Origin of the sequence: Pelomonas sp. V22, from assembly GCF_030014915.1 — a bacterium.
Classification (GTDB): Bacteria; Pseudomonadota; Gammaproteobacteria; order Burkholderiales; family Burkholderiaceae_C; genus JAUASW01.
The window spans coordinates 267,158-283,914 of sequence record NZ_JAGIXS010000004.1; the positions used below are offsets into that span (position 1 = coordinate 267,158).

The 16,757-nt window shown below is 69.2% G+C and carries 16 protein-coding genes and 1 pseudogene; 9 read left to right on the forward strand and 8 right to left on the reverse strand.

Features of this window, described 5'->3' with window-relative positions:
• Positions 1–135 precede the first annotated feature (135 nt).
• The 4 genes and pseudogenes from J7U46_RS15420 to J7U46_RS15435 form a co-directional block, all read right to left on the reverse strand.
• Entirely contained in the window at positions 136–1,266 is a 1,131-nt protein-coding gene (locus J7U46_RS15420; protein ID WP_282827357.1) for a heparan-alpha-glucosaminide N-acetyltransferase domain-containing protein, read from the reverse strand.
• Positions 1,263–2,549 carry an MFS transporter gene (locus J7U46_RS15425; RefSeq protein WP_282827359.1) on the reverse strand — a complete coding sequence of 429 codons (1,287 nt, stop codon included), beginning with the start codon at positions 2,547–2,549 and terminating at the stop codon, positions 1,263–1,265. Before J7U46_RS15425 ends, J7U46_RS15420 begins: the two co-directional genes overlap by 4 nt.
• Positions 2,550–2,608: 59 nt before the next feature.
• Positions 2,609–2,845 (reverse strand): annotated as a pseudogene (locus J7U46_RS15430) (transposase); the annotation flags it as partial.
• A 5-nt stretch (positions 2,846–2,850) separates the two neighbouring features.
• Positions 2,851–3,732: an N-acetylmuramic acid 6-phosphate etherase gene (locus J7U46_RS15435; protein WP_282827360.1), complete on the reverse strand. Its 882-nt coding sequence runs from the start codon at positions 3,730–3,732 to the stop codon at positions 2,851–2,853.
• A 247-nt stretch (positions 3,733–3,979) separates the two neighbouring features.
• Between J7U46_RS15435 and J7U46_RS15440 the strand changes: the two genes are divergently transcribed.
• The 4 genes from J7U46_RS15440 to J7U46_RS15455 are packed head-to-tail and all read left to right on the forward strand — an operon-like array spanning position 3,980 to position 6,473.
• Positions 3,980–4,240, forward strand: coding sequence for a hypothetical protein (locus tag J7U46_RS15440; RefSeq protein ID WP_282827361.1), 261 nt, complete (start codon positions 3,980–3,982; stop codon positions 4,238–4,240).
• A gap of 43 nt (positions 4,241–4,283) precedes the next feature.
• Positions 4,284–5,120: a DUF692 domain-containing protein gene (locus tag J7U46_RS15445; protein WP_282827363.1), complete on the forward strand. Its 837-nt coding sequence runs from the start codon at positions 4,284–4,286 to the stop codon at positions 5,118–5,120.
• The gene (locus tag J7U46_RS15450; protein ID WP_282827365.1) at positions 5,117–5,896 is read left to right on the forward strand and encodes a DNA-binding domain-containing protein; all 780 of its coding nucleotides are present in this window, start codon (positions 5,117–5,119) and stop codon (positions 5,894–5,896) included. Before J7U46_RS15445 ends, J7U46_RS15450 begins: the two co-directional genes overlap by 4 nt.
• 34 nt (positions 5,897–5,930) lie before the next feature.
• Positions 5,931–6,473 carry a peroxiredoxin gene (locus tag J7U46_RS15455; protein WP_282827367.1) on the forward strand — a complete coding sequence of 181 codons (543 nt, stop codon included), beginning with the start codon at positions 5,931–5,933 and terminating at the stop codon, positions 6,471–6,473.
• Positions 6,474–6,559: 86 nt separating this feature from the next.
• On the opposite strand, the gene J7U46_RS15460 is transcribed toward J7U46_RS15455, so the two are convergent.
• From J7U46_RS15460 to J7U46_RS15475, 4 genes are all read right to left on the reverse strand, one after another.
• Positions 6,560–7,354, reverse strand: coding sequence for a hypothetical protein (locus J7U46_RS15460; protein ID WP_282827369.1), 795 nt, complete (start codon positions 7,352–7,354; stop codon positions 6,560–6,562).
• Positions 7,355–7,363: 9 nt separating this feature from the next.
• Positions 7,364–9,448, reverse strand: coding sequence for a hypothetical protein (locus J7U46_RS15465; protein ID WP_282827371.1), 2,085 nt, complete (start codon positions 9,446–9,448; stop codon positions 7,364–7,366).
• A gap of 56 nt (positions 9,449–9,504) precedes the next feature.
• On the reverse strand, positions 9,505–10,125 hold the full coding sequence (locus tag J7U46_RS15470) for a DUF1566 domain-containing protein (RefSeq protein ID WP_282827373.1): 621 nt from the start codon (positions 10,123–10,125) through the stop codon (positions 9,505–9,507).
• A 335-nt stretch (positions 10,126–10,460) separates the two neighbouring features.
• Positions 10,461–12,359, reverse strand: a complete 1,899-nt coding sequence (locus J7U46_RS15475) for a HAMP domain-containing sensor histidine kinase (protein ID WP_282827375.1) — start codon at positions 12,357–12,359, stop codon at positions 10,461–10,463.
• Positions 12,360–12,524: 165 nt separating this feature from the next.
• On the opposite strand from J7U46_RS15475, the gene J7U46_RS15480 reads away from it, so the two are divergent.
• The 5 genes from J7U46_RS15480 to J7U46_RS15500 are packed head-to-tail and all read left to right on the forward strand — an operon-like array spanning position 12,525 to position 16,701.
• Complete coding sequence (locus J7U46_RS15480) at positions 12,525–13,226, forward strand: GntR family transcriptional regulator (protein ID WP_282827377.1); 702 nt, start codon at positions 12,525–12,527, stop codon at positions 13,224–13,226.
• 16 nt (positions 13,227–13,242) lie between these two features.
• Entirely contained in the window at positions 13,243–14,205 is a 963-nt protein-coding gene (locus J7U46_RS15485) for an ABC transporter permease (RefSeq protein WP_282827379.1), read from the forward strand.
• Complete coding sequence (locus tag J7U46_RS15490) at positions 14,202–15,011, forward strand: ABC transporter permease (RefSeq protein WP_282827381.1); 810 nt, start codon at positions 14,202–14,204, stop codon at positions 15,009–15,011. The genes J7U46_RS15485 and J7U46_RS15490 overlap by 4 nt, the downstream gene beginning before the upstream one ends.
• Complete coding sequence (locus J7U46_RS15495; protein ID WP_282827383.1) at positions 15,008–15,952, forward strand: ABC transporter ATP-binding protein; 945 nt, start codon at positions 15,008–15,010, stop codon at positions 15,950–15,952. Before J7U46_RS15490 ends, J7U46_RS15495 begins: the two co-directional genes overlap by 4 nt.
• Positions 15,949–16,701, forward strand: coding sequence for a dipeptide/oligopeptide/nickel ABC transporter ATP-binding protein (locus tag J7U46_RS15500; protein WP_282827385.1), 753 nt, complete (start codon positions 15,949–15,951; stop codon positions 16,699–16,701). The genes J7U46_RS15495 and J7U46_RS15500 overlap by 4 nt, the downstream gene beginning before the upstream one ends.
• The last annotated feature ends 56 nt before the right edge of the window (positions 16,702–16,757 follow it).

Below are 16,757 nucleotides of genomic sequence, written 5' to 3' on the forward strand. Positions count from 1 at the left end.
CCAGGTTGATAGCCGGCAGTTCAAGGCGCACAAGATCAATCAAGCCAAGCGGCGCCCGTGGAACCGGCTTTGCCGGGCCACCGGGCGTGCCCCCTTGAGGGGGAGGCGCGAAGCGCTTCGGGGGTGGGCCCATGACTAGACCTTTACGAACCATTTCTTGGACCACATGAAGTGGGCGATGCCGTACATCACGGCGACGAAGCACAGCGCGTACAGCAGCGAGGCATTGACCGGGGCCAGGCCCAGCGCCTGGATCGGTTGATAGGCCCAGGCCTTCAAGGACAAGCCACCCGGCTTGAAGAAAGCCATCAGCTTGGCGATCAGGCCGGACACGGCGAACAGGAACAGCGCATTCATGCCGAACACGAGCAAGGGCTTGGCCCAGCGGCTCACACGATCACGCATCGCCGCCGAGGGCTGGGCATCCAGCAGCCAGTAGCAGGTACCGAACACGAGGCAGGCCCAGCCCGCCATCGCAAACACATAGGGTGGCGTCCACAGGCTCTTGTTGATCGGCATCAGCCAGGCGTCCAGCACCTGGCCCACCCACAGGCAGGCAAGACCTGCCACCATGAAGCCCATGGATTTGGCGGCAGGCTCGCGCTTGGAGGCGAGCCAATGCCCGGCCAGCACGCCCGCAAGCTGGCTGGCGACGGCGGGGATGGTGGAGAGCAGGCCTTCCGGATCCCAGGTCTTGGCCTGCTTCCAGAGGTGGCCATTCAGCAGCAGCCGGTCCAGCCAGGCGCCGGTGTCTTCACCCGCGTTCAACGAACCGGTCAGGAGGTTCCCGTTCACATCAGGCACCGGCACAGCCAGCAGCAAGAAGCTGTAGACACCCAGCAGGGCCAGCAAGGCAATGAGCTGCTGACGCCAGTTCAGCCAGAGCACGAAGGGCGCGGCCAGCATCGTGCACAGGCCCAGGCGCTGCAGCACGCCGGGGATGCGCAGCTCGGCGAAGTTGAAGTTCGGAATCAGGTTCAAGACAAGGCCGATGACGATGATGGTCGCGCCCCGGCGCAGCGTCTGCACCAAGAGGGCCGGCTTGGCGTCGCCCAGCGCCGCGCGGCGGCCGAGGCTGATCGTCATCGAGATGCCGCTGATGAAGACGAAGAACGGGAAGATCCAGTCGGTGAAGGTCCAGCCATGCCATTTGGCGTGGGCCAGCGGGCCGTAGAGGTGGCCCCAGTCGCCGGGGTTGTTGACCAGCAGCATCGCCGCGATGGTGAAACCGCGGAACGCGTCGAGGCTGTTCAACCGAGCATTCATTGCTCAGCTGCCTTTTTTCCGAAGCCCTCGGGCACCTTGATCAGCGCGGCCATCGCGAACGAAGGCAGGGTCGCCACCAGCACCCAGGCGAAGAAGCCGAGGTAGCCGATCTGCGTCTGCAGCCAGCCGCTCCACATGCCGGGCAGCATCATGCCGAGGGCCATGAAGCCGGTGCAGATCGCGTAATGCGCGGTCTTGTGCGGGCCGTCGGCCACCATGATCATGTACATCAGGTAGGCCGTGAAGCCGAGGCCGTAGCCGAACTGCTCCACCGCCAGCGCCGAGCTCACCAGCCACAGGTTGTGCGGCTGCGCAAAAGCCAGCAGCAGGAACACGGCATTCGGCACATGCATGACCAGGATCAGCGGCCACAGCGCGCGCTTCAGGCCCACGCGCGAGATCACCCAGCCGCCCAGCAGGCCGCCCAGCGTCAGCGCGATCAGGCCCACGGTGCCGTAGGCGATGCCGACCTGCTTGGTCGAGAGGCCGAGGCCACCGAGCTCGGGCTTGTCGAGCAGGAAGGGCGTGGCCAGCTTCAGCAGCTGTGCCTCGGGGAAGCGGTAGAGCAAGAGGAAGCCGAGGATCACCCAGATGCCGGGCCGCGTGAAGAAGCGGGCGAACACGCGCCAGAACTCGGCCAGCGTGTCGTCGCCGCGCGCCGTCTTCTGGTCGGTTGGCGGCTTGGGCAGCATGAACTGGTGGTAGATCGCCAGCGCCACGAACATCGCGCAGAGCACGAAGAAGACGATGCTCCAGGCCGTCTTCATGCTGCCGGTGCGCTCCTGCAGCTCGCCCGCCAGGTACACGAGGCCGCCCTGGCCACCGATGTTGGCCAGGCGGTAGAAGGTGGAGCGCACGCCGACGAAGGCGGCCTGCTCGTGCGTCTTCAGCGCCAGCATGTAGAAGCCGTCGGCCGCGATGTCGTGCGAGGCCGAGGCAAAAGCCATCAGCCAGAACACCGCCAGCGTCATGCGGAAGTAGTCGGGGCCGGGAATGGTGAGCGCCACCATGGCCAGCGCCACGCCGATCACGAACTGCAGGGCCGTGATCCACAGGCGCTTGGTGCCGAACAGCTCGATCAGCGGCGACCACAGCGGCTTGATCACCCAGGGCAGGTAGAGCCAGCTGGTGTAGAGCGCGATGTCGGTGTTCGACACCTCGAGGTTCTTGTACATGATGACCGACAGGGTCATCACGACGACGTAGGGAATGCCTTGGCCGAAGTAGAGGGTGGGGATCCAGGTCCAGGGGCTGCGCGAGGCGCTGGGGGTGGTATCGCTCATGCGGGCATTGTGGCGGCGGTGCCGGTATGCAAGGGCGATGAGCGCCACTGCGCGCGCCGGCGCAGCCGCGCCTCGGCGGCCCGCTGGCGGGAGGCTTCCATCTGCTGCGTTGTCACTGGCTTGGCCTGCCTGGCCTGCAAGAGGCCGCCGGCCTGCTGCGCCTTGACCCAGTTGCGCAAGGTCTGCTCGGCAAGGCCCAGCTCGCGGGATGCCGCGTAGATGCCCTGCTCAGCGGCGCGTTGCACCGCCTCGAGCTTGAACTCCAGCGTGTATTCGCAGCGCGGCAGGCGTCGCATCGCGATCACCCATTCAGCGCGCGACGCACGCTGCCACTGGCGGCATCCAGCAGGGCGCGGGACTGCTCGACCGACACGTTCTTCTTGATCGCCACCAGGGCCACCTTCACGTGGTTGTCGCATTGGGCCAGCACCTCGCGGGCACGGGCTTCGTCGGCACCGCTGGCACGCATGGTCAGGGCCACGGCGCGGCGCAGCAGCTTGGCATTGGTGGCCTTGAGGTCGACCATCAGGTTGCCGTAGACCTTGTTCAGCTTGACCATCAGGCTGCTGGAGAAAGTGTTGAGCGCCATCTTCTGCGCGCTGCCGGCCTTCAGCCGCGTGGAGCCCGAGATCACCTCGGGGCCGGTGTCCAGCGTGATGCCCAGCTCGGCGGCGGCCGTCACCGGCGCGCCGGCGTTGTTGGCGAAACCAATGGTCAGCGTGCCGGCAGCCCGCGCGGCGCTGATGGCGCCCAGCACATAGGGCGTGCCGCCCGAGGCGGCGATGGCCAGCAGCACATCGTCCGGGCCGGGCAGCAGGACCTTGATGTCGGCCGCGCCTTGCGCTTCATCGTCTTCGGCGCCTTCGATGGCCACGAACATGGCTTGCGGCCCGCCGGCGATCACGGCCAGCGCCCGCTCGCGCGGCCAGGAGAAGGTGGGATAGAGCTCCACGCTGTCCAGCACCCCGAGGCGGCCCGAGGTGCCGGCGCCGGCATAGAGGAGGCGGCCACCGGCCTGGATGCGCGGCAGCGCGGCCGCCACGGCAGCAGCCAATTGCGGGCCGGCACGGCGCACGGCGTCGACCGCCTCGACCTGGTCTTCGATGAACACGCTGACCAGCTGGGGCAGCTCGTACAGGTCCAGGTCCGGGTGGGCGCTGCTGGGGGTTTCGGTCTTGAGCATGGTGGCGGGTTCCCGGTAGTTGGCTGGACTCTAATGGTCTAGCAATGGTCTGACCAATGCGCTTGCAGCCTCAGGCCATAACTTCAGGCAATACGAACCTGCACAAATCTTGTGGCATCTGGCCGGCGGCGATGGCGGGGTGTAAGTTCTGCCGGCCCTGGCCCGACGCAAGTTGGCAAGCCGGAGCAAACGGCCTGTATTTCTCTCTCAATGTTCTCTCGTTCGATCAACTTTTGGAGACACGCACATGCAAGCCAAACTTCTGAAGACCGGCCTCGGTGTGGCCGCTGCCGCCGCAGCCCTGTTCGCCACCTCGGGCATTGCCACCACGGTGCAAGCCGCTGACGGCATGGTCAAGTGCTCGGGCGTCAACGCCTGCAAGGGCACCTCGGAATGCAAGACCGCCAAGAGCGACTGCAAGGGCCACAACGCCTGCAAGGGCCAGGGATGGGTCAGCAAGAAGACCGCCGACGAGTGCACCAAGGCCGGCGGCAAGGTCGAAAAGTAAGCACGAGTAGCAGGGTCGCTTCGGCGGCCCTGCTCTTTTCTTCATGAGCATTTCTCAAGAATCCTTCGGCCTGGGCCTCCGCGTCGAGCACTACCAGGCGCTGGCCGAACCCGGCCTCGCCAATCGGCCCGATTGGCTGGAAATCATTTCCGAGAACTACATGGTGCCCGGTGGCAAGCCGCTGTGGCACTTGCAGCAGCTGCGGCGCGACTACGCCATGGTGATGCACGGCGTCTCGCTGTCCATAGGCAGCTCCGACCCGCTGGACCTGAACTACCTGCGCGAGCTGCGCGCCCTGGCCGACCGCATCGAGCCGGCCTGGGTGTCCGACCATTTGTGCTGGACCGGCGTCGATCACCGCAACCTGCATGACCTGCTGCCCCTCGCGCTGAACCGCGCCACGCTGGAGCAGCTTCTGCCGCGCATAGACCAGGTGCAAGAGGTCCTCGGCCGGCGGCTGGTGCTGGAGAACGTCTCCAGCTATCTCCAGTTCGAAGCCGATGAGCTGGGCGAGGCCGCCTTCATTGCCGAACTGGCGCGGCGCAGCGGCTGCGGCCTGCTGCTGGACGTGAACAACGTCTACGTCTCAAGCCGCAACCACGGCTTTGACCCCCGCGCCTACATCGATGCGATCCCGCCCGAGTCTGTCGTGCAGATCCACCTGGCCGGCCATGAAGACCAGGGCGACCTGGTCATCGACACACACGACCACCCGGTCTGCGAGGCCGTGTGGCAGCTGTACGCCTACACGCTCGCCCGCCTCGGCCCGCGACCCACGATGATCGAGCGCGACGACCACATACCGCCGCTGCCCGAGCTGCTGGCCGAGCTGGACTTGGCCCGCGCACTGGCGCTGGCGCAGGAGCCGGTGACGGCATGAGGGACCGCTATCAGCAGGCGCTGCAAAGCGCCATCTGCAGCAGCATGGCCGCGCCCGGCTTGCTCAAGCCCGGCTCGCGGCTCGATGTCTACGCCAATGCCTACCGCGCCCGCCTGATCGCCGCCCTGCATGACAACCACGAGGTGCTGTACCGGGCCATGGGCGAGGAGGCCTTCGAGGCGCTGGCCCTGGCCTACCTCGAAGCCCATCCCTCGCCGCATCGCTCGATACGCTGGTTCGGCGATGGCCTGGCCGGCTTCATGGCCGGCGCCGGCGCCGAGCAACTGGACCATCCGGCCCTCATCGACATCGCCCGCATGGACTGGGCCCTGCGCGGCGCCTTCGATGCCGCCGACAGCGAGCCGCTCACGGCCGCCGATCTCGCCTCGCTGGCCCCGGAAGACTGGCCCGGCCTGCAGCTGCGGCTGCAGGCCGGCACGGCCCTGCTGGCGATGGACTGGGTGATTGAGCCAGCCTGGGCGCTGCTGCGGGCCGCCGAATCCGACACCGACCTGCCCGAGCTGGCGGCGCCGGTGGCCGGCAGCCATGGGCTGCTGGTCTGGCGCCAGGGCCTGGAGACCCGCTGGCGCGCCCTGCCGCCGCTGGAAGCCACGCTGCTGGAAGCGCTGCAGGCCGGCGCCTCGTTTGCCGCGCTTTGCGAGGCGGCGGCGCAAAGCGAAGGCGAAGCGGCTGCGGCGGCGGCCGTCGTGGCCTGCCTGCAGCAATGGCTGGCCGATGAGCTGCTGGACAGCAGGATTTCCGTGGCCGAGGCATGATGCGCCACCTTCATCCCTCACAGCAGGACCCACGATGTTCAGCAAGCAAGCCCTGACCCTCACCGCCGCCCTGATGTTGACCGGCCTGGCCGAGGCCGCCCTGCCGGTCGGCGCGCCGGCTCCCGACTTCTCGGCCGACGCCGCGCTCGGCGGCCAGCCCTACAAGTTCAGCCTCGCGGCCGCGCTGAAGAAGGGCCCGGTGGTGCTGTACTTCTATCCCAAGGCCTTCACCAGCGGCTGCACCGTCGAGGCCCATTTGTTCGCCGAGGCCAGCGAGAAGTTCGAGGCCCTCGGGGCCACCGTCGTCGGCATCTCCAACGACAACATCGACACCTTGAAGAAGTTCTCGATCGAGGCCTGCCGCAACAAGTTCGCCGTGGCCGCCGATGCCGGCGCCAAGGTGATGAAGGACTACGACGCCAAGCTCAACCTGCCGGCGGTCGACATGGCCAGTCGCGTGTCCTACCTGATCAGCAGCGACGGCCGCATCGCCGCCGTCCATGCCGCGATGAAGCCGGAAGGCCACATCGAGACCATGCTGAAGGCGGCCGAGCAGCTGAAGAGCGCCAAGCGCTGAGAACTGGAAGCTGGCTCAGCCCGGCCGCAGGTATCGCGTCCGGGCCTTCGCCAGCCACAGAATCCTCCCGGATCCTGTGCGCGGGCTCAGCCACCGCTTCGTTGCAAGCGGTACTGGGCCAGCGAATGGCTGAGCGCGTTCTTGCGCGCACCTTCGGCGAGTTGCCCGCGCACGGCCTCGAAGCGGGCCAGGTTGCTGTCGTTCAAGAAGGGCGTCAGGTTCTCCGCCACGGCCTGGGCCGCGTGCCAGCCGCCGGTGTGGAGTACCTCGGCCAGCATGTCTTCATAGCCGGCGCTCAGGCCCTGCTGCTGCCATTGCTGCAGGATGGGGAAGGCCTGGCGGAACAGCACCGAGTCGTAGCTCTCGCGCAGCGCCGCCACGGCCGCATTGACGGTGGCCGCGTCGGGCGGCAAGCGCGCCGCGAGGGCCAGCGCCTCAGCCTGCACATGGCCCTCGGGAAAGGCGAGGAACTCGCGCGCCAGCGCGGCCTGCTCGGAAGGGCTCGCCTCCTTAGGCAGGGCCTTCAGCTGGGCCACGATGGCGCGTGAAGCCGCGAAATGCGCCTCCAGCCCCTCGGGGCCGGCCAGGCCGCAGTTGTCGGCGTAGTAGCACTGCTTGAGCGCCTTCAGCGCCGCCACCGCCGGCAAGGCGCCGGAGGCGGCGAGCTGGCCGGGTGTCGCTGCTGAGGCCGTGGCACTCGCCGCGTCCGCCTGCGTCGGCACCGAGGCCAGTGCCGGCAGCGCTGCCGATGCGGCCCTGGCCTCGGCCGGCAGGACCGGATCGGCCGGATCGGCCGGCCCCTGCCAAGCGAGGGCACCCAGCCCGGCGGCCAGCACACAGGCCGCGCCGACGGCCAGCGTCTTCTTGGTCAAGAAGCCCATGACGCTCACTCAGGGCTGCAGCGCCGTGTAGACGCTGCCCGGCCAGCGGTTGCTGCGGCAGAAGGCCGCATTGCCAGTGGCCGACAGGCAGGCATTGACCAGGCCGGTGCCGAAGGGGCCGTAGACATCGGTCTCGGCCGCGCCATTGCGCACCACGGCCTCGGCGCAATGGAAGCGATGCGCCACCGAGCGGGACGCGCCGCGGGGGCAATCGCCGTTGCCGACGGCGGCGGTGTTCGTGGCCTTGTTCCAGAGCTGCAGCTGCAACAGCGCACCATCGACCACCACACCCCGGCCGGCCGTGCAGACCGCGCCGGCACCGCCGTCCAGGCAGGCCTGGGTGGCGGCGGCGGTGAACGGGCCGTAGACCGAGGTGGCGCTCATGCACTGGCGGCTGTGGATGTCGTAGCGCGTGCCGGTGGGGCAATGGGCATGCTTGGTTGGCGAGGCCGGAGCCGCCGCCGGGACCGCCCAGCTGGCCAGCGTCGACGTGGGATAGAGATTCCCGGCGAAGAACCAGCCGTCCTTGCCCAGGTACTCGGTGCGGTAGTACAGGTTGTTGGCCGAGGCCGTGCCGTACACCTCCTTGACCTGCACCACGGCACCGCGCGGCATCGTGGTCAGCACGGTGCCGCTGGGCGGCGAGGCGCGCAGGTTCAGGCTGGTCGTGACGTTGACCGCCACCCAGTCGCCTGGATAGGCGATGGCACCCGCCGCCAATGGCGCGGCAGCCGTAGCGATGCCGGCATGCGTGGCGCTGTCGCCGGCCAGGATCCAGCCGTCCTGCGCTGCACCGCTGGTCAGCGTGCCGCGGACGCGGTAGTAACGGTCCTGCTTGAGCACGCCGCGCAGCTCGAAGTCCAGCACCTGGTAGTTGCCGGCTGGGAGCGTACCGAGCAGCATCCCGCCGACCGACGAGCGCAGCTCCAGCGGGACGCTGGTGGCGATGGCACTGCCCAGCGACTGCAGACCCGGCGTGCCAGCGCGGCAGAGCTGGTGGCGGTTGTGGTCGATGCGGGCTCGGCCGGTCACGGCCGCGGCATAGATGGTGGTGGCGACGCTGTCGTCAAACGTGGTGCGCGAACCGAGGCAGGCAGCGTCGCGCAGGTCGTCCACGCATTCCAGCGTCTCGCCGACCAGCACGCAGGCCGCGCTGCCCAGCTTCATCAGCGTGTTGGGCGTGGGGCCGCCCGAGGTGGGCAGCGGGCAGGCCGAGCCCATGTCCATCAGGCAGGCCACGTCGATGGTGGCAGCCCTGGCAAGGTCGGCCACGTCCGGCAGCCAGCGGCGCAGGTCGTAGTTGTCGCGGTAGCCGTTGTCCTTGGCCACGTTGGCATCGGCCGTGTTCTGCCAGCGGCAGACCTTGGTCGGACCGCCGTTGTAGGCCGACCAGGCCGAGCGCGCGCGGCTGCGCCAGTACTCGTCGATCTGCGCGGCCGTACCCGTGCCGGTGGTGGCGCCGCCCAGGCAACTGGCCGGGGCCTTCTGCCAGCCGTCGTAATAGATGTCGATCGCGTAGCTGAAGTTCTGCAGCATGTTCCAGCCCTTGCCCTCCTGCAGCGGCACGAAGTGGTAGCGGTCGTCCAGCTGCATCATGCCGTGGCCATGGCCGTTGTCGCCGCGCACCATCTTCAAGAGGAAGGGCTGGCCGGCGGCCAGCTGCGCGTCGCGGTAGTGCGACCAGAAGCTCTCCTGGCGCAGCAGGGCGAACACACCGCGCTGGTAGGCCGCCAGCTCATCTGGCAGCACGCCGGGCTTGCGGGCCTTGAGGTAGCGCTCGGAGGCGTCGCGGATGATGGGGTACATCTCCTGCATGTAGCGCTTGCGCTCGGCCACGCTGATGGGGTCATTGGCGTTGGCCGTGTTGTAGGACGCATCGTTGAAGATCGCCTGGCCGTAGCTGCCGCGCACAAAGCTGTCGGGGCCGAACGAGGCCACGTCGCAGCCGCTGGGCACGCGGCCATGGGTGAAGGTGCCGCCGACCTTGTTGGCGCATTCCCAGAAATCGGCCGTGGGGGTGTAGCCGGCGTGGGCCTGGCCCAGCATCAAAAGGCCGCCGGCCAACAGGGCCAGGCGGGAGATCAGTTTCTTCATGGCGCAGGACTCCCTGTGCGAAGGTGATGGATTGATTGAGGCGACCGGTGCCCTGCTCAGCCGCGGTTGCGGCGGCGGCGGGCCAGCGACAGCGCGGCCAGGCCGGCCAGCGCGAGTGCTGCGCTCTGCGGTTCGGGCACGTCGCCGACCCGCACGGCCCAGGCGTAATAGAGGTTGTCGGTGGACGAGCTGCCCTGGTCGCCGAAGGCGGTAAAAAAGTGCATGGCCTCGCCGCCGTACGGTGAGGCCGTGCCGGTCCAGTAGGCGTAGGCCGCCAGGTTCTGGAAGGGGCCGGTCTCGGTCAGCCCGTCAAAGGCGTTGTTGCCCAGGCTGCTGTAGAAGAGGAAGCCCAGCTCGCTGTTCAGGCCGCTGTTGTTGAAGCCGCTGTCGGTGCTGCCGTCGTCCGAGAAATCGAGGTTGAGCGCCACGCCGTCGACCGGCGTGAGGCCGGGCAGCCGCCAGTCGTTGCGGCCACCGAATTCCAGGTTCTCGACCCAGGCCTTGGCATCGGCCCAGCTGCGCAGGCCGCCGAGGCTGGCATTGCGCACCCAGGTCAGGCCGGTGGTGGTGTCGTACACCATGTCGTTGTTGCCGCCGCGCAGCAGCAGCGAGGCCTCGGCCGGTGCGAGCAGGGCGCCCAGGGCCAGGCTGGCGATTGCGAGTTTGAGGGTCTTCATCGTCATCATCTCGTTTCGAAAGGCGCCCGCCGCACCGAGCCAGGCGATGCATTCCAGGCAGAAACGCGTGTGCAGCGGACGAGCGCTTCCATGCGGGCATAGAGCCAGCAGGCCAGCGAGCAGCAAGCGCGACAGACGGGACTGCGCCATGGCGCTGCCCGGGAGCTAACGCTGCAGATCAGAGCCAGCCCGAAGACATGTTCGTCGCCGCTAGACCAATTGGTACATAGGGCAAACCTGTGAACTTCATCACGAAGTGAGGGGCGGCTATGCACGGAAGGAATGCCCTGCAACCCCGCCGGGGCCAGGTCTTGCCTGTGGCACCAGCGCCAGGTTCAGTGGCCGAGCCGGCGCGGCAGGCGCAGCTCGAACAGCGTGCCACCGCCCGGCGCTTCGAGGAGGCGGATCTCGCCGCCCAGGCGCTGCGTCACCAGGCGGTAAGCCAGGTGCAGCCCGAGGCCCGAGGAGCCCTGACCCAGCCGCGTGGTGAAGAAGGGATCGAACACGCGGGGGCGGTTGGCCTGCGCAATGCCGTGTCCGCTGTCGCCGACCTCCAGGCAGAAGTCGTCTCCCTGCAGGCAGGCACTGATACGCAAGCGCCGCTCGCCTTCCCAGCCCCTGAATCCATGCACCAGGCTGTTCTCGAACAGCTGGGCCAGCACCTGCCCCAGCGCGCCGGGGTTGCCATGCAGGACCTGATCGTCCAGGCACTGCAACTCCACCTCGACACCGGCCTCGCGCAAGCCACGATCCATCACCGCCAGCGTGTTCTCGACCACATCGCTCGGATGGAAATCGACCGGCTCCATGCCGGCCTGTTCGAGCGAGAGCGCCTTGAAGCTGCGCACCAGTGCACTGGCGCGCTCCAGGCCGCGCTGCGCCAGCGCCAGACCCTCTTCCAGGCCGCCGTGCAGCTCGAGGATGTCGCGCCGCGACAGCCGGCGCTCTTCAAAAGCCTGCTTGTTCTGGTCGATGACCGCGGCCATCGTGCCGATCGCCAGCAGCGCGTTGCCCAGAGGCGTGTTCAGCTCATGAGCCACGCCGGCCACGAGGTGCGTCAGCGCGGCCTGCTTCTCGCGCTCCAGCAGCATGCGCATGGCGCGCTCCAGCTCGCGATTGCGCTGCTCGACCTTCAACTCAAGCGCATCGCGCGCCTCGGCGAGCTCGCGCTCCAGCTCCGTGCCATGGCGCCGCAGGTACTCGTTCTGGCCCTGCATGCGCGCATGGCTGCTGGCGCGCTCCAGCGTCTGGCCGAAGGACTGGGCCTGGTGGCGGGCCCGGTCCTGTACCAACTGGACTTGCGCCTTGCGCGTCGCCAGCGCCACCTCCAGCAGGCCGGCTTCCTCCGCGCACTCGGCCTTGCGCATCAGCACGCGGCCGAGGATGGGCATCATCGGGTGCTTCAGCGCCAGCGCCCAGGCCCGGTCGAACAGCGGCAGCGCCTCCAGGTGGCGGCCGCGCTTCCAGGTCAGCAGCGCGCGGTTCTGGAAGTAGAAGATCTGGTGCCGCTCCAGCACTTCGCCACCCTCGAGCAGCGCGGCCGCCTCGTCCAGCAGGGCCTCGACCGCATCGAGCTGGCCCAGCCAGAGCAGCTGGTTGGCCAGGTTGGCCGTGTCGCGCATCAGCGCATTGACCGCGCCGGAGCGCTTGGACTCCTCGTAGAGCTGGCGCGAGATCACGGCCGACTGCTCATAGCGGCCCAGAAAGGAATACGCCGCCCCCACATTGGTCAGCAGGCTGTGGCGCGCGGCCGCCGGCAGGAGCGCCAGTTGCACCGGGTCGGAGGCCAGCGGCTCGAAACGCTCCAGCAGCTCCTCGAACAGTTCGCCTTCGTACAGCGCGCTGCTGGCGCGCACCTGGGCATACAGCGCGCTGGCGCGGTCGCCCCGCTGCTCGTACAAGGCCTCGGCCTCGCCGAGAGATTCCAGCGCCCTGGTCACCAGGCGGGCCCGCGACTGCAGCCGGGCCAGGCTCACCAGGGTATCGGCCTGGGTCCCGGTGTCACCCGCCCGGCGCGCAGCCTGCAGCAGGGCATAGGCCGGTTCGAGTTCGGGTTCGCTGTCGCTGGAGAGCATGTCCAGCACCAGGGCGCGGCTGGCCAGGCGGGCGCTGCGCGTGTCGTCGTAGGCCAGGTCCTGCAGGCTGTCGAGCAGGCGGCGGGCCGTCCGCAGGTCGACGCCGTCCAGGGACTCATCGAGGGACTGCAGCAGGAGATCGAACTCGTCCAACAACATCTTGCCAAGCCTTGCTTCAATGCGCCCCGGGCAACTGGGGCGCCGGCCACCGACCCGCGGCTATCATTTGCGCCCAAGGGTAGCAAAAGTATCCAACGATTCCGGGGCAGACCAGCATCGGCCCATGCTTGCGGCAAGACACCGGGACGAAACGTCGAGGGACATGTGACAGAACAGATCGAATGGCGCAGCCGGGTGCGGCTCGTCGACGAGGTGGCGCAGGTACTGCGCCAGAGAATCTACATGGGGCTTTACCCGCCTGGCGAGATGCTGCGCCAGGTCCAGCTGGCGGCCGACCTCAAGGTCAGCCGCACCCCGCTCAGAGAGGCGCTGCGCATGCTGCAGTCCGAAGGTTTGGTCGAGGCTGACAGCGTGCGCGGGGTCTGTGTGGCCCGCGCCGACCATCGCCGCCTGCTTGACGGCTACGCCATGCGCGAGATGCTCGACGCCCTGGCCGCACGCCAGGCGGCCGAGCGGGGCAGCGCGCGGGCGGCCGCCCTGCTGGAGCCGCTGCTGGCGCGCCAGGAGGCGGCGCTGTCGCCCTGGTCGCCGACCGACTATGCGCAGAGCAATGTGGACTTCCATGCCGCCATCGTGGAGCTGGCCGACAACGAGTTCCTGGACGGCCAGATGGCCCTGGTGCGCAAGACTTCGCAGGTGTTCGCGCCGGCCGTGCTGATCTCCAAGGACCGCGCCCATCCGGCCATTGCCGAGCATCGGGCCATCGCCAAAGCCATCGCGGCCGGCGATGCCGATGCGGCGGAGCAGGCGGCCCGCAACCACATCCGCGCCACGCTGGGCTGCCTCAAGCAGGCAGCGCGCTACCAGCAGGACCCGCCCGCCAGCCTGCCGCCGCGGCGGCGCTGAAGCGAAGACGTCTGCGGTGAGCCTGGCCCTCTTGCGCCGACTGCTGGGGCTGCTCGCCACGCTGGCGGCCGCCTCGGTGCTGATCTTCGGCCTGCTGGACCTGCTGCCCGGCAATGCCGCCCAGGTGCTGCTGGGTCCCGATGCGGCGCCCGAGGCCGTCGAGGCCTTGAGCCGCCAGCTTGGCCTGGACCAGGGTGCGCTGCAGCGCTATCTGCATTGGACCGGCGGCCTGCTGCGCGGCGATCTCGGCGTGAGCGCCAGCTATGGCGGCGCGCCGGTGGGGCCGCTGATCGCCGAGCGCCTGGCCCTGACCTTGCCGCTCGCGTTGCTGGCCATGGCCCTGGCCCTCTTGATCGCCCTGCCGGCCGCCGTGTTCGCGGCCAGCCGCCAGGGCCGCAGCGGCGACCTGGCCGTGATGGCCGCCAGCCAGCTGGGCATCGCGCTGCCGGGCTTCTGGCTGGGCATCCTCCTGATGCTGCTGTTCTCGGTGAAGCTGCAATGGCTGCCGGCCAGCGGCTTCCCCGGCTGGGGCGGCGAAGGCGGTGGGTGGGCCGCGTTGCAGTCGCTGCTGCTGCCGGCGCTTGCCCTCGCGCTGGTGCAGGGCGCCATCCTGGCCCGCGTGGGCCGTTCGGCCCTGGTGGAGCTGTTGCGCGAGGACTTCGTCCGCAATGCCCGCGCCCAAGGCATGAGCCGCCGCGCCCTGCTGTGGGGGCCGGTGCTGCGCAACGCGCTGCTGCCGGTGCTGACCATCGCCGGCCTGCAGTTCGCCAACCTGCTGGCCGGTGCCATCGTGGTCGAGAACGTCTTCACCCTGCCGGGCCTCGGCCGCCTGATCTTCCAGGCCATCGCGAACCGCGACCTGGCCCTGGTGCGCAATGCGGTGATGCTGCTGGTGGCCGCGGTGCTGCTGATCAACTTCATCGTCGACCTGCTCTACCTGTGGCTGGACCCACGGCTTCGCGGCGGAGGCCGGCAATGAAGGCGGCGCTGCGCATAGGCGCCGTGCTGAGTCTCGCCGTACTGGCGATGGCCGCGCTGTCCCTGGTCTGGACGCCCTGGCCGCTGCAGGCCATAGCCATGGAAGCCCGCCTCTTGCCGGCGAGCGGCGCCCATTGGCTGGGCACCGACGCGCTGGGCCGCGACGTGCTGAGCCTCTTGATGGCCGGTGCGCGCAATGCGCTGCTGGTGGGCGTGATCGCCGTGGGCATCGGCCTGCTGTTCGGCACCGCGCTGGGGCTGTGGGCGGCGGCGCGGCGTGGCTGGGTCGAGCAACTGGTGATGCGCGCGGCCGACGTGGGCTTTGCCTTCCCGGCGCTCTTGATCGCCCTCGTGTTCACGGCCGTCTGGGGGCCGGGCATCGTCAATGCCATTGCCGCCATCGGCCTGCATGCCGTGCCCACCTTCGCGCGGGTCGCGCGGGGCGCGGCGCTGTCGGTCTGGTCGCGCGATTACGTGCTGGCCGCGCGTGCCTGCGGCAAAGGCCCGTGGCGCATCAGCTTCGACCATGTGCTGCCCAATATCGCCGCACCGCTGATCGTGCAGGCCACGATCCAGTTCGCCCTGGCCATCCTGGCCGAGGCCGCGCTGTCTTACCTCGGCCTTGGCACACAGCCGCCCGACCCTTCCTGGGGCCGCATGCTGGCCGAGGCACAGAGCTGGCTGTTCCAGGCGCCGCTGCTGGCCGTCTATCCCGGCCTCGCCATCATGCTCACCGTGCTGGGGCTGAACCTGCTGGGCGATGGCCTGCGCGACCAGCTGGATCCGAAACAGGAGGCTCAGCGATGAACGAGCCGCTGCTCTCCGTGCAAGACCTGCAGGTGAATCTGCACGACGGCCGGGCCCTGGTGCGCGGTCTCGACTTCGAGCTGCGCGCCGGCGAGACGCTGGCCCTGATCGGCGAATCCGGCAGTGGCAAGAGCATGACGGCCCTGGCCCTGATGGGCCTGCTGCCCGAAGCCGCGCGCGCCAGCGGCCGCTTGGCCCTCGCTGGCGAGGACTTGCTGGGTCTCGATGAGGCCGCGCTGTGCAAGCTGCGCGGCCGCCGCATCGCGCTCGTGCCGCAGGAGCCACTGAGCGCGCTGAACCCGCTGCAGCGCGTGCTGCAGCAGGTGATGCTGCCGCTGCGCCTCCATGGCATGTCGGATGGCGCCGAAGCGCGGGCGCGCGCCCTGCTCGCCCGCGTTGGCCTGCCCGAGTCGCGCTGGCAGGCCTGGCCCCATGAGCTCTCCGGCGGCCAGCGCCAGCGGGTGCTGATCGCCCAGGCCCTGGCCTGCGGACCGGCCTTGCTGATCGCCGACGAACCCAGCTCGGCGCTGGACCAGGACTCGCAGCAGCAGGTGCTGGACCTGCTGGCCGAGCTCGGCCGCGAGCAGGGCCTTGCACTCTTGCTGATCTCGCACGACCTCGGCCTCGTCGCGCGCCGCGCCGACCGGCTGCTGGTGATGTACGGCGGCCGCATCGTCGAGCAAGGCCCGGCCGCCGCGCTGCTGGCCGCGCCCGCCCATCCCTACACGCAAGCGCTGCTGGCCGCCCGCCCCGGCCTGGCGACACGGGGCCAGGTCTTGCCTGCCATTCCGGGGAGCGTTCCGGCGGCCGGCCAATGGCCGCAAGGCTGCCCCTTCGCCGGGCGCTGCGCTCAGGTCGACCAGCACTGTGCCGACGAACTGCCGCCGCGCCGGCCACTGGCGGACGGGCGCAGCGCCGACTGCTGGAGGCTGGACGCGTGAATCAAGACCAGCCACTGCTGCTCAAGGTGCAGGACTTGCGCCGCCACTACACGCTGCCGCGAGAGTCACTGCTGCGAGCGCCGGGCCGATTGCCGGTGCTGGACGGCGTCAGCTTCGAGCTGGAAGTCGGCGGCGCGCTGGGCCTGGTCGGCGCCTCGGGCTCGGGCAAGAGCACCTTGGCCCGGCTGCTGATGGCGCTGGAGCGGCCCGATGGCGGCCGCGTCGAGCTGCTCGGCCGAGACCTGCATGCCTTGTCGCCCCACGAGCTGCGCGATGCGCGACGCCAGATCGCCATCGTGTTCCAGGACCCCGCCGGCGCGCTGGACCCGCGCATGACGGTGGAGCGCAGCGTGGGCGAACCGCTGGAGCTGCTGGAGCGCATGCCCCGGCCCATGCGGCGCGAGCGCGTGCTGGAGATGCTGGAAGCCGTGGGCCTCACCGCCGCCGACCTCGACCGCTACCCGCACCAGTTCTCCGGCGGCCAGCGCCAGCGCATCGCCATCGCCCGCGCCCTGGTGACGCGGCCCCGCCTGATGATTGCCGACGAGCCGGTCAGCGCGCTGGACATGTCGGTCCAGGCCCAGGTGCTGAACCTCTTGCAGGACCTGCGCCGGCGCTTCGGCATGGGGCTGCTGCTGATCAGCCATGACCTGGCCGTGGTGGCCCAGCTGTGCGAGCAGCTGGCCGTGCTGGAAGCAGGCCGCATCGTGCGGCAGGGGCCGGTGGAGGAGCTGCTGGGCGCGCACTGAAAGACGGGGGTCATGGCTTGCGCTTATCCTTGCGCCGCCGTCCGCCTCTATCGCCC

Bases quoted from the DNA above. Each gene is read 5' to 3' on its own strand.
- J7U46_RS15440 (WP_282827361.1), top strand. From the start codon at position 3,980: ATGCAAGCCAAACTTCTGAAGACCGGCCTCGGTGTGGCCGCTGCCGCC.
- J7U46_RS15425 (WP_282827359.1), bottom strand. From the start codon at position 2,549: ATGAGCGATACCACCCCCAGCGCCTCGCGCAGCCCCTGGACCTGGATC.
- J7U46_RS15450 (WP_282827365.1), top strand. From the start codon at position 5,117: ATGAGGGACCGCTATCAGCAGGCGCTGCAAAGCGCCATCTGCAGCAGC.
- J7U46_RS15445 (WP_282827363.1), top strand. From the start codon at position 4,284: ATGAGCATTTCTCAAGAATCCTTCGGCCTGGGCCTCCGCGTCGAGCAC.
- J7U46_RS15435 (WP_282827360.1), bottom strand. From the start codon at position 3,732: ATGCTCAAGACCGAAACCCCCAGCAGCGCCCACCCGGACCTGGACCTG.
- J7U46_RS15465 (WP_282827371.1), bottom strand. From the start codon at position 9,448: ATGAAGAAACTGATCTCCCGCCTGGCCCTGTTGGCCGGCGGCCTTTTG.
- J7U46_RS15490 (WP_282827381.1), top strand. From the start codon at position 14,202: ATGAAGGCGGCGCTGCGCATAGGCGCCGTGCTGAGTCTCGCCGTACTG.
- J7U46_RS15420 (WP_282827357.1), bottom strand. From the start codon at position 1,266: ATGAATGCTCGGTTGAACAGCCTCGACGCGTTCCGCGGTTTCACCATC.
- J7U46_RS15495 (WP_282827383.1), top strand. From the start codon at position 15,008: ATGAACGAGCCGCTGCTCTCCGTGCAAGACCTGCAGGTGAATCTGCAC.
- J7U46_RS15470 (WP_282827373.1), bottom strand. From the start codon at position 10,125: ATGAAGACCCTCAAACTCGCAATCGCCAGCCTGGCCCTGGGCGCCCTG.
- J7U46_RS15460 (WP_282827369.1), bottom strand. From the start codon at position 7,354: ATGGGCTTCTTGACCAAGAAGACGCTGGCCGTCGGCGCGGCCTGTGTG.
- J7U46_RS15455 (WP_282827367.1), top strand. From the start codon at position 5,931: ATGTTCAGCAAGCAAGCCCTGACCCTCACCGCCGCCCTGATGTTGACC.
- J7U46_RS15475 (WP_282827375.1), bottom strand. From the start codon at position 12,359: ATGTTGTTGGACGAGTTCGATCTCCTGCTGCAGTCCCTCGATGAGTCC.